The 10,774-nt window shown below is 57.1% G+C and carries 10 protein-coding genes and 1 other RNA gene; 8 read left to right on the plus strand and 3 right to left on the minus strand.

Translation table 11 applies throughout. The features are described 5' to 3' along the window. Window positions 1-52: 52 nt before the first annotated feature. Entirely contained in the window at window positions 53-367 is a 315-nt protein-coding gene (locus C3F38_RS07480; RefSeq protein WP_033642088.1) for an MGMT family protein, read from the minus strand. A gap of 156 nt (window positions 368-523) precedes the next feature. Between C3F38_RS07480 and ffs the strand changes: the two genes are divergently transcribed. Further along, an RNA gene (gene ffs / locus C3F38_RS07485) (signal recognition particle sRNA small type) lies at window positions 524-620 on the plus strand. Window positions 621-666: 46 nt separating this feature from the next. On the opposite strand, the gene C3F38_RS07490 is transcribed toward ffs, so the two are convergent. Continuing rightward, window positions 667-1,701, minus strand: a complete 1,035-nt coding sequence (locus tag C3F38_RS07490) for a LacI family DNA-binding transcriptional regulator (protein WP_055315500.1) — start codon at window positions 1,699-1,701, stop codon at window positions 667-669. A 275-nt stretch (window positions 1,702-1,976) separates the two neighbouring features. On the opposite strand from C3F38_RS07490, the gene C3F38_RS07495 reads away from it, so the two are divergent. From C3F38_RS07495 to C3F38_RS07505, 3 genes are read left to right on the plus strand one after another with little or no spacing between them, the layout of a single operon-like run. Then, window positions 1,977-2,876 carry a nitrilase family protein gene (locus C3F38_RS07495; protein ID WP_047728697.1) on the plus strand — a complete coding sequence of 300 codons (900 nt, stop codon included), beginning with the start codon at window positions 1,977-1,979 and terminating at the stop codon, window positions 2,874-2,876. A 10-nt stretch (window positions 2,877-2,886) separates the two neighbouring features. Further along, on the plus strand, window positions 2,887-4,086 hold the full coding sequence (locus tag C3F38_RS07500) for a hypothetical protein (protein WP_197698869.1): 1,200 nt from the start codon (window positions 2,887-2,889) through the stop codon (window positions 4,084-4,086). Between the two features lie 36 nt (window positions 4,087-4,122). Beyond that, entirely contained in the window at window positions 4,123-5,493 is a 1,371-nt protein-coding gene (locus C3F38_RS07505) for an amidase (protein WP_055313545.1), read from the plus strand. Between the two features lie 50 nt (window positions 5,494-5,543). Here C3F38_RS07505 and C3F38_RS07510 read toward each other — a convergent pair whose 3' ends face one another. Next, window positions 5,544-7,478 carry an NAD(P)/FAD-dependent oxidoreductase gene (locus tag C3F38_RS07510; protein ID WP_047728694.1) on the minus strand — a complete coding sequence of 645 codons (1,935 nt, stop codon included), beginning with the start codon at window positions 7,476-7,478 and terminating at the stop codon, window positions 5,544-5,546. 575 nt (window positions 7,479-8,053) lie between these two features. Here C3F38_RS07510 and C3F38_RS07515 point away from each other — a divergent pair. The 4 genes from C3F38_RS07515 to C3F38_RS07530 all read left to right on the plus strand — a co-directional run bounded on the left by C3F38_RS07515 (window position 8,054) and on the right by C3F38_RS07530 (window position 10,744). After that, a complete protein-coding gene (locus C3F38_RS07515) occupies window positions 8,054-8,842 on the plus strand; it encodes a winged helix-turn-helix domain-containing protein (RefSeq protein ID WP_055316539.1) in 789 nt (262 codons plus the stop codon). Continuing rightward, complete coding sequence (locus C3F38_RS07520) at window positions 8,827-9,321, plus strand: FidL-like protein (RefSeq protein WP_047728690.1); 495 nt, start codon at window positions 8,827-8,829, stop codon at window positions 9,319-9,321. The genes C3F38_RS07515 and C3F38_RS07520 overlap by 16 nt, the downstream gene beginning before the upstream one ends. Window positions 9,322-9,724: 403 nt before the next feature. Further along, window positions 9,725-10,210, plus strand: coding sequence for a CadC family transcriptional regulator (locus tag C3F38_RS07525; protein WP_055316535.1), 486 nt, complete (start codon window positions 9,725-9,727; stop codon window positions 10,208-10,210). Between the two features lie 30 nt (window positions 10,211-10,240). Continuing rightward, a complete protein-coding gene (locus C3F38_RS07530; RefSeq protein ID WP_065772182.1) occupies window positions 10,241-10,744 on the plus strand; it encodes a type II secretion system protein N in 504 nt (167 codons plus the stop codon). The last annotated feature ends 30 nt before the right edge of the window (window positions 10,745-10,774 follow it).

Genomic DNA, 10,774 nt, shown 5'->3' on the forward strand with positions numbered 1-10,774 from the left:
ACAGCAAGATGAAATCAACAGCCTTTGCGCTTCGGCCAAAGGCTGTTTTGTTTTACCAGCGCCAGCCGTAGCGATCGAAATCGACCGTGCTGTGCGGGCCGAAAATAATCCCCTCCGCCAGCAATGCCTGCCGCTGCCGTTGAAAATCCTCTCCCTGCTGCGATATCTGCCCGTGGCGGTTGATCACCCGGTGCCAGGGCAGCGTGCTGCCTTCCGGCAAACGCCGCAGCACGCCGCCGACCTGACGCGCGGCGCGCGGTGAACCGGCCAGCCGGGCAACTTCGCCGTAGGTGGTGACTTTGCCGTAAGGAATGGCGGCCACGATGTGGAATACCCGCTGGCTGAAAGAGGCGTCTTCTGGTTGCATGTTGCTGTTCCTGCGCGAGTCAAAACCCAGGCGGAGAGTGTGCCACAGCGCAGGTGGGTAAGAAAACAGCGGTTGGTCCCGGTTGGCTTGCTATTTGATAGGGCATCGCCGATAATGCCCACCGCTTCGGAGTACAGAAGCCGTCAATGGGGGCCCTGTTGGTTCTCCCGCAACACTAACTTGTGAACTCGGTCAGGTCCGGAAGGAAGCAGCCGCAGCAGGTGACGTGTGTGCCGGGATGTAGCTGGCAGGGCCTCCACCCATTTCGGCCCGCCATTTTCCGTCATCGTACGCCCTGATTACCGGGCTGGCGTGCCGCGCGAACTTTCCCTGATAACCAGCTGTGGCTCGAGCTTCAGCGACGCCGGCGTTTCCCCTTTCATTTTTTTCAACAGCAATTCCATCGCGCGGTAGCCCATATCCCGCATCGGCGAGTGCACGCTGCTCAGTGCGATCGGCAACTGGGCGGCCAGCGGCGTATCGTTGAAACCGACGATGGCGATATCGCGGCCTGGCGTCAATCCGCAGTCGCGCGCCGCACCCATCAAACCGATCGCCAGAAAGTCGTTGACGGCGAAAACAGCGGTTGGTGGCCGCGGCCCGGAGAGCAGCGGAATGCCGACCTGGTGACCGGACGCGGTATCGAAATGGCTGGGGATGATGTTGGCGTCCGGCATGTCAATGCCGGCCTGGCGGCAGTAGCTGATAAAGCCGGCCGTTCTGTCCAGACCGGTACTGGCGAAGGGTTCGCCGGAGACGACGGCGATGTGGCGGTGCCCTTGCTCTATCAGGTGTCGCGCCGCCAGCTCCCCGCCGCGATAGTCATCGCACGTGACGGCGCAATGCTCGCCGGCGCGGCGGCTGACCAGCACGAAAGGCACGCCTCGCGCGGCGATGTCCGCCAGAAAGCGATTGTCCGACGTGAGGTGAGCGTCGCCGATAATCAGGCCGTCCACCCGCCTGGCCAGCGCCATTTCTCCGCGCTCTTGCTGCGTATCCGGCCGATCGTGGGTATTGGAGACAAAGGTGGATATGCGGCTTTTGGCCGCCGCCTCGTCAATGCCCTCGTAAATGGTGGCCAGCACCAAATCGGAAAGGCGAGGCACCAGAACGCCAATCACCTGGCTGCGCTGCGTCTTCAGGCTGGTGGCGTGCGGGTTGGGGCGATAGTTCAATTCTGTGGCGAGCTGTCTGATGCGCTGTACGGTTTCCGGCGAGGCTGCCAAAGAAGCGTCATCTTGCGAGCCGTTCAACACACGGGAAATGGTGGAAACATGCATGCCCAGGCGAGCGGCGAGCGCCTTCAGCGTAATGGGTTTATCGGTGTTCTCCATGCTTTCCTTCTTGGCTGGGCGAATTGGCGGAAACAGCGCAGGGCGATATGCCGCCGGGCATCGTCATCATGCCACGAATTCGATCACAACGCGGCCCATGTTCATTTATTAACCATGATGCGGCTCACGTTATTTAACAAAACAACAACAACTCGTATTGACTTGGTTGGCTTACGATCATAAACCTAGCAAACCCAAACGTTTGGGTAAAGGCGTATTGGTCAACCCAAACGTTTGGGTTGATGATGATGACAAGAACAACCGGGGAAAAGAGAATGGACGAAAATAACAAATCGAGTGTCAGTCCGGTGCGGGTCGCCGTCGTTCAGTTCGATCCGCAGGTGGGCACGGAGAACCGCGAACGCAACTTGCGATACGGGTTGGGGCTGGCGCAGCAGGCTGCTGCGGCGGGGGCGAATTTGATTGTACTGCCCGAACTGGCCAATACCGGATACCTGTTTACCCACCGGCAAGAGGCGTTCGACCATGCCGAAGAGGTGCCAAACGGCCCCAGCGTTCAGGTTTGGATGGACTTCGCCAGAAAGCACGATGTTTATCTGGTCGCCGGCGTGGCGGAGCGCGATGGCGCGCAGCTGTACGATACCGCCGTGCTGGTTGGCCCCGACGGGTTCATCGGCCACTACCGCAAGGCGCATCTGTGGAATCTGGAAAAGCTGTGGTTTACGCCGGGCAATCTGGGCTTCCCGGTGTTCGATACGCCGATCGGGCGCATCGGCATGCTGGTGTGCTGGGACATCTGGTTCCCGGAAGTGCCCCGCCTGTTGGCGCAGCAAGGCGCAGATATCATTTGCAGCGTGAATAACTGGGTGTGGACGCCTCCGCCGCTGTTTGATGAAGCCGGCCGCTGCATGGCGTCTTACCTGACGATGACCGCCGCGCACGTCAACAACGTCTTTATCGCTGCGGCGAATCGGGTGGGGAGCGATCGCGGCGAACGTTTCCTGGGGTGTTCGCTGATTGCCGGCACCAACGGTTGGCCTATCGGCGCGATCGCGTCGGCGGAAGACGAAACCATTTTATATGCGGATATCGATCTGTGCGCGGCCCGCAGCGCGCCAATCTGGAACAGTCTGAACGATTTGCATCGCGATCGCCGCACCGATGTTTACGACGCGATGCTGGGCTATCGCGTTCATCCGGCATTCCCTCGGTGAGGCGGCCCTTATGGAGAACAGGTCGGTTTCAACCCGGGGAATAAAATGTGGGACGGCGGCGCTGAATATCGCGGCTGCCGCCGCGCTGGTGGCCGCATTGGCGCTCGCCGCGCAGTTGGCGGCGGCGGTGGGGCGCACGGCGCATTGGCCCGATTACGCGTCGATGCTGGCGCAGTGGCCGGCGCCGCTAGCCTGGCTGAGGTGGGTGCTGGGGGATATGAGCGAGGCGACGTTTTATAAACATGAGCTGGCCTCTCTCGGCATGTTGGCCGGCGGTGCGCTGGCCTGGCGGGCGAGCCGCAGGGGCAAGCGCTGGCAGGGGTTCGCCATTTCTTACGCGACGGGACTATGGCCCTGGCTGCTGCTCAGTTCGACGCTGGGGTTGGTGCTCAGCAACCTGCTGTGGGGGTGGACGATCCGCGCCGGGCAAGAGTGGCAACCGACCTTTGTCGCCTTTGTTTCACTGCCGGCCGCGACGGTGCTGATGTATGGCCGGGGATGGAAAATCGCCGTTGTCGGCGCGGTACTGGGGGCGTTGTTGGTGACGCCGTCTTCGCTGTTGTTGGTCAACTTTGTCTTCGCGCCGTTGGCGCTGCCGGGGGTGATCGGTAACGTGGGCGGCATGGCGTTGGGAAGCGTGACGGCGTTTATGCTGTATCGCCGCCTGCCGTGGCTGACGGCCCACGACAACGCACCGCCGATCGTCGCCGCAGCTCCTCCTGAACAGGTTTTTGGGCCGGGCTGGATCGTGCGCAGGATGCTGGCGGACTTTACCGAATCGCCCTTCTTTGGCAATGAGTGGGCGAGCGCCGGCCTCATTGCGGGGGTGCTGTTGGCCACCGCGCTGAACGCCTTGTCGCCCGCTTACGGTTCCGGACTTTTGGCGGAAATTTTGACGGCCCAGGCGCTGGCCGCCGCGATTGGCGTCGTGGTCTGGCGGCGCCAGTGGATCGCCAAAGGCTGGTATCCCACCTACATCCCGGTGGTGTCGGTGGCGCCGGCCGCCGTGTTGGCCTATGGCGGCACGGCGACGGCGATCGTCGGCGGCGCTTTGCTAGGCGCGCTGTTGGGGCCGCCTTTGGCCGCGGCGCTTTCTCGCCGTCTGCCCAAGGATTTTCATCCTTATGTGGGCAATGTGCTGTCAATGGCGTTCAGTACACTGCTGATCGTGCCGGCGTTGGGGCTGTTGCCGGGGAGCGGCGGGCATTAACGGCCGCGCACATCGTTTTATCTGTAGGAATTCACTATGTCGCTAACGACTGCGAATGTTGCATTAACGGACGGTTATTTTGCGGGAAAAAACCTGGAACAACTGGCGCAGGCGCTGCGTAGCCGGCGAACGAGCGCGGTTGAGCTGACAGAACACGCGTTGGCCGGCATCGCCGCGATCGATCCTGTGCTGAATGCCTTCGCTCATGTTGCCGCGGAACAGGCTCGGCGCAGCGCAGCCGAGGCTGATAGCCTGCTGGCGGCGGGGAAGGATTTGGGCATATTGCACGGGGTGCCCGTCGGCATTAAGGACAACATCATGACGGCCGGTATGCCGACGACCATGGGGTCCGCGCATTTTCGGGACTTTGTGCCTGAGCATGACGCCGGCTGCGTTGCGGCCTTAAAAAAGGTCGGCGCCATCATACTCGGCAAGACGATGACGCACGAGTTTGCCTATGGCCCGACCGGCGATTGCGCTTTGCAGGGGGCGACCCGCAATCCCTGGGACAGGTCGAAAATGACGGGTGGGTCGAGCTGCGGCAGCGCCGCTGCGGTGGCCGCCGGCATCGTGCCCGTCGCGTTGGGCACGGATACCGGCGGTTCGGTGCGGATCCCCGCCGCGTTGACCGGCGCGGTGGGGTTTAAACCCAGCTATGGCGCCGTCTCAACCGAGGGGGTTTTCCCGCTCTCGCGCAGCCTGGATCACGTGGGGATCATCGCCGGCTCTCCCGCCGACGTCGCCGCCGTTTACGCGGCATTAGTGCCCGACGCTGCGCCGTCGACAGTGGCCGACGTCGCCGGGCTGCGGCTGCATTGGGTGCCGTCGGCGGCTTTTGGCCCGCAGGATCCGCGGGTCGTCACGATGACGGAGGCCTGGCTGCGTGCAGTCTGTGGGCGGAGGCTGCCGGTGGCTGCCGAGATCGCGCCGTGGGCAAGTGAGATGCAGCTGATTCTCGGGCAGATACAAAAGAGTGAGGCCTATGAGGTGCACGCCGAGCGCGTGGCTGAGCGGCCGGAGCTCTTTCAGCCCGAAGTGTTGCAGCGGCTCGTCGCTTCGCGCGAGGTCAGAGGATGGGAATATGTGCGTGCGCTGGCGCGTCGTGAGGTGTTGTCGCGCCGTTTCGCGCGCCTGTTCGAACGCTGCGATGTGCTGCTGATGCCGACGGTGCCCGTTTGCGCGCCGGCGCTGTATGCGCGGACGCTGTTTCTCGACGGGCGCGCCTGCGGCGTTCGCGACGCATTGCTCAGCCTTACCAGCATATGGAATCTGCTGGGGCTGCCGGCGATCACTATCCCGTGCGGGCGGCTGGATGGACTCCCTGTGGGATGTCAGCTGATCGCGGCGAAAGGGCGGGATCGGTTGCTGATAGACACGGCACGGCAGCTCCTGGCCGCCGCGCGGTGAGTTGACAGCGCAAGGCGATCCGGCCGATCGCCTTGCGCGACGTAATGCGATTACACCTGGTAGCGAGGGTAATCGTTCATGCTGAATCCGCCGTTGAAGTGCGCGCCGGTGTTGTTGCAAAGGTTGATGATGGTATCAATGGCGCCGCGCAGCGAAGGCTCCGTCCAGCCGGCATCGACGGAGAAAGACTCGCCGGCCAAATAGAGCCCGGAGTGCGCTGCGGTGTCGCGGTTGTAGGCCAGCAGGCTCATGGCATCGGCATAGGTTCCCGCACGGTAAAGCTTGGCGCAGCCGAGCGAGTTCGGCTCGGTGATCCAACGCACGACGCGCGCGTGCTCGGTTTGAATGTAGGGTGAAATGGGTTGGCCGATGTTTTGCGAACGCAACAGGATGCGGTCCAGCTCCGCCACGCATTTTTCGACCAGAGCGGCGTCGCTGAAAGACGCCAGTTTGGTGGCGTCGTCTTCCCAGGTATAACTGAGAAGAATACAGGGCGTTTCATAACCGCCGACGCTGTATTGATAGGCGTAAACGTCGTGAACGAAGGTGTCGGTCACCAGAATTTGAGGGATTTTATTGCCGGGATCGGTGAAAAATGTCGGATCCAACGGCGCATAAACCTTACAGCTGGTTTCCCAATGGGCGGTTTTGTAAGCACGGGTGATGGTTTGCGGCAGCTGCTGTGGCGAGAAACCTTGCAGTTCCACATCGACCTCCAGGATCCAGGAGGGCACCGTAACCACCACCGAGTCGAAATCCTCGTACAGCGTTGCGCCGCCGACGGCATAATGCACGCGCACGCCGTTATCCCGTTTTTCGATGCGCTTCACGCGCTGCTGCGTGGCAAACCCGGCCTGGCGCTGCATGGCGTGCTCATAGAACGACTGCGCTTTGCCCTGCGGCGGCAGGAACAGCATGCAGTCGTCAAACGTGCGCACCCCACGGTAGCGGGGGCCTTCAAAACGGCGGCCATAGGCGTCCGGCAGCGTCTGCTCTTCGGCAAAGGGGCCGGGATTAAAGGCGCCGTCCGGATCATAACGCCCGTGGATGAGCTGCAGCTGGCTACCGAAACCGAATATCGCCGTGCGCAAGGGGTAGAGGGTGCAAACATCGTAGAAGGCACCCCAGCTGCCATCGCCAAAGCCGATGGAATAAAAAATGTTGGACTCTTCATCGCTCATCGCCAGCCCACCGAAGTTTCCCGGGTTCTCCGGATCCCAATGCTCGATGGCCGGCGCTTTGACAAAGTCTCGGAAGGCCGTGCGGGAATAGGTCTCGACAATGGCTTGCCACATGGCCTCCCAATCGTCGGAGCCATAAGTTTCACTGACTTTGTCGACCATCAGTTTTTCAAACGTCTTCCACTTGTCGAACACCGCCTGCAGTTGAGCGGTCGGCGGCGGCGTCGCGCCATCAGGGTTGACCCATACCTGCATGATCGGTTCAACGCCACCGTGCACCAGGCCTTCTTGCAGATAAATGCCTGTTGAAGCGACCCATCGCGTGCCGGGGTTGGGGAAATCTTGAATCGAAAGCCCAAATTCACTGGCGTAGTAGGCCAGTAGCGAACGGCCATCGTCAGGCGCTTCTCCAGTCAGATTAAAGTAAGGCATGCGCATCGCCGCCATCTCGAAGGGGGCGTAGCGGGTCGCCAATCCCTGGTTTGCGACGTCAGTAATGGTGTAATGGCGGCCGGCGATGCGGTCGCCCGCCTCCATGACGGTCACGTTATTGAAGCCGCAGCGATACAGTTCGCGCGCCGCCGTCAGGCCGGTGATACCTGCGCCGATGATGCAGATCTTATGGTCCGGCGCCGTCGCCTGAGCGATGCCGCCGGTTTGCTCTACCAGCCGGCGGTAATCGAACGACAAATCGGGCGGGTTTGGATAACGGCTGCCCCAGGCGCCGGAGGTATGCAGTTTTTGCGCGGCCGCCAGTTGTGCGGCGCGCTGTGCGGGGTAGTTATAGCTGCTGCCAATCGTCATCGTGTTTCCTTTAGGGTGAGGTTGAGTTTTTTAGACGCTATCGGCAGTTGAATATAGTGAAGTTTGTTTATAATTATTTATTTGTTTGATGGGGAATGATCCAGATCAACCCGCATTGAAATTTGGATTTTATGGCTTGATGAAAGATTTTTTATATATTATCTGTTGTTATTTATCATTTTTTTGTTTTTTGTTGGGGTCGGCGTTAAGTTTTTGGTGATGTGTCTAATGATTATTATTGATAATGTTTCTGGGTGGGCGAATGAAGGGGGCATGTGCGTTGAAAGAAGCGCAGTCGTGATGCGTCTCATCATGCGGAGACAAGTGATCCGATGAGATTTTTACCTAAATAATATATTATGTGTTAATAATGTTGGCGCACCGTATTTTCATTTTCTCGGCATCATCGAATGAAATGGCAATTATCTTGAGGTTGAAATATAAGCTGATTTGGGTTAATTCGGCGTTTTTCCGTTATTATTTCGAGCGCCGGTAGTGATAAATGGCGTTGAAGTTGATCGTTATAGGACAGAGAGAAGCCTGAATGGTCCACGGGTGTGAAATTAGGCAGCAATATGATTTATATCATTGATAAAGATATTACATTTAACACTGAAAACGGTTCATTAAAGAGCATAACGAAAGGGCGGGAAGTTTTCTTATCCAGCGTAAATGCAAGGGTATTCAAATGCTTGCTCGAACACAGCCATGAGGCGGTGAGCCGTGAAACGCTCTTGCGGCAGGTGTGGACCGATCATGGATTGAGCGCTTCTTCAGCGACGCTAAACCAATATATCTGCTTGACCCGGCGTGCATTGGCGTCTGTTGGTTTCAACGAGCGGTTGATTGTCACCCTATCCAAAAAGGGGTATAGACTAAATAGAATTATTCCGATCAATAGGCAGTCGGTTGATTTCCCTGAGCCGCCTGAAACCGCCGAGGCGCCCGTTTCTCCCGTCACGGAGCCGCCAAAAAACAGCCACTATCTTTTTATTTTGCTGCGCAGCTTATCGATCGTCGTGCCTTTGTCCTTCTTGGTGCTGTGCTTCATCTATTACAAGCACCACCGCGACGGCGAAAGAAAGCAGGTGCTGTCGTATCTTGGCAGCATTAACGGTTGCCCGATCTACTATGTCGGCAATTTCTTCGGGCATAGGCAGGACGATTATTTCCGGCTTTTGGCCAGGAACGATCTTTATGGCCAGCGTTGCCGCCCCGGTGAGATTGTCATTACCAAGGTTAACCGTTCTCATAATGCCAATGAAGACAGCGGACGCCAGTTTATCGCCAAATGCACGAAGGACAGTGCGGCCGTTTTGCATAATTGTGAGAGCGAGTACATCCGGGCATGGAAAAAAAGTTAAATATTTTGTCAGCCACGCTGGTCGGCCTGTGCGTGTTGACTGGCAGCGTGGTGTATTCCCTGGTTCGCAGCCATCATGAGTTCGGTGATTTTTCCTGCGAAGCGAACGCCACGTTCAATTATTTCAATTCGCTGGACGCGCAGGCGGCACACGATGACATCCAGCTGTCGCTAAAAATAAACTACATCTTTTTGTCGGGCGATAAGGGCGTGATGATCTTGTCGGGCCTGGCCAACGACGGTGAAGAGAAGTATTTCGTCAACCGACGGGTTAATTTCAGCTATGTCTCGCAAGGCAGTTTCTATCGTTTCCACTATGGTGAGGTGAATTATTCACCGCGCGATACCTTGCCGGAAGAGGTGTATACTTACTTTTTCAGCAATGAATCGACGTTTTATCATATTCGCAGCGTGGACAAGAATACGTTGATGTTTAGCAATGCCTACTCGCCGATGTTTTTATGTAATATCGAATCCTGATTTTTATCTCGTTTTGTATGTGAGCTTAAGGTGTATTTCTGTTACCCTTTACATCCTCGAGCCCTGCCTTTTTAGCACGCAACTAATAACATGGGTTATTATGCGTGAATGCCTATTTTCTTCATCATTAATCAAATTTAATGGTGATTTAGCTATTTTATAAAACCCGCTATCATCATGTTTTTAAATGATTTAATGAATCTAAGGTGATGTGATTCGGCCATATTAATTTTATATTGTTTATTTTAAAGAAATAAGTTGCATGAATGTTTTTCGCATGATTAATTGAGGCCGCTCTTGAAACGGCGAACCATTAACCTTCATTGAGAATGCATCTCGCCGCATGCGTGCAAAGGTGATGGCACAGAGAGCCTTTGAACTTCATTAAACTGATAGGCGAGAGATGGACATACATAACATTGCCCTGAACGAGACTCTGTTGGAAAATGAGTTGGTGATATTAAACAACAATGAAAAAACGCTGTTGTTTAAAAAAGAGAATGTGCTCATTGAAATGACCGAATTACAGCGGCGCTTCATGCTGTGCCTGTTGAGCGGTATTTATAAGAAGAACGACATTATTCGCGCTGTCTGGTTTTGCAACCATGAGACCATCAGCGACAATAACTATTATCAGATGATATTCCAATGCCGCTCTTTGCTCTCCCGCCACGGTATTCCCGGCGAGGTGATCAAGACCATTCCCCGATTTGGCGTGATGTTGAGCTTTCAAGCCTGCGAGCGTGCGGCCGCTAATTTGCAGGGGGAATGCCCGTCGTCATCGGTTAATAAACGCCGGCGAACGTGGCTGGACGCCGTGAATTATAAAGTGGCTCTGGTCATCACGCTGCTGTTTTCCGTCGCGATGGTGGTCGGTATTTCCGCTTAGCGTTGGCGCCGTTGAATAACCGGGGGTGCCGTGAGCAAACGGTTGATAGACTTTTTTATGCTTCTTTTTTTTCTGACGAATCTGGCGTTCATGCTCCAGCTGGGATGGCGAATGATGGCCGGGGATGGCGCGCCCGTTGAGCCGAGCCGTGAAAACGCGCCCGGGCCGGGGCGTCATATTGTCTTTCCTCAGGAAGAGGACATCGGAAAAATTAATGACGCGCACTGGTTTGGCCGCTATCAAGCGGCGAAAGACGGCGAAAAGGCGCACGGGTATAAAGTCGGCGAATGGGCGATCGATGCCGAGCTGCTGGCTAACGCACCGGAAGCCGCTGCGCTTGGCAAGATAGCGGGTCTGCTGTTCAGCGATAACGCCAAAAAAAGCCTGGTCATCGTCGAGCATGGCGGCAAGCAAACCGGTTATGGCGTTGGCGACCGTCTGGCCGGCAGCAATGCCGTCATCGTGCGGATAGTGAAAAATAAAATACTGCTCGATGAAAACGGCTATTACGCCACGCTGACGTTTAAAGAGTAGCCGGCGCGCCGTTTCGGCGCGGGGTGTTTT

The organism is Serratia sp. SSNIH1 (assembly GCF_002935055.1).
GTDB classification, from domain to species: domain Bacteria; phylum Pseudomonadota; class Gammaproteobacteria; order Enterobacterales; family Enterobacteriaceae; genus Serratia; species Serratia nevei.

Bases quoted from the DNA above. Each gene is read 5' to 3' on its own strand.
- C3F38_RS07480 (WP_033642088.1), bottom strand. From the start codon at position 367: ATGCAACCAGAAGACGCCTCTTTCAGCCAGCGGGTATTCCACATCGTG.
- C3F38_RS07490 (WP_055315500.1), bottom strand. From the start codon at position 1,701: ATGGAGAACACCGATAAACCCATTACGCTGAAGGCGCTCGCCGCTCGC.
- C3F38_RS07495 (WP_047728697.1), top strand. From the start codon at position 1,977: ATGGACGAAAATAACAAATCGAGTGTCAGTCCGGTGCGGGTCGCCGTC.
- C3F38_RS07500 (WP_197698869.1), top strand. From the start codon at position 2,887: ATGGAGAACAGGTCGGTTTCAACCCGGGGAATAAAATGTGGGACGGCG.
- C3F38_RS07505 (WP_055313545.1), top strand. From the start codon at position 4,123: ATGTCGCTAACGACTGCGAATGTTGCATTAACGGACGGTTATTTTGCG.
- C3F38_RS07510 (WP_047728694.1), bottom strand. From the start codon at position 7,478: ATGACGATTGGCAGCAGCTATAACTACCCCGCACAGCGCGCCGCACAA.
- C3F38_RS07515 (WP_055316539.1), top strand. From the start codon at position 8,054: ATGATTTATATCATTGATAAAGATATTACATTTAACACTGAAAACGGT.
- C3F38_RS07520 (WP_047728690.1), top strand. From the start codon at position 8,827: ATGGAAAAAAAGTTAAATATTTTGTCAGCCACGCTGGTCGGCCTGTGC.
- C3F38_RS07525 (WP_055316535.1), top strand. From the start codon at position 9,725: ATGGACATACATAACATTGCCCTGAACGAGACTCTGTTGGAAAATGAG.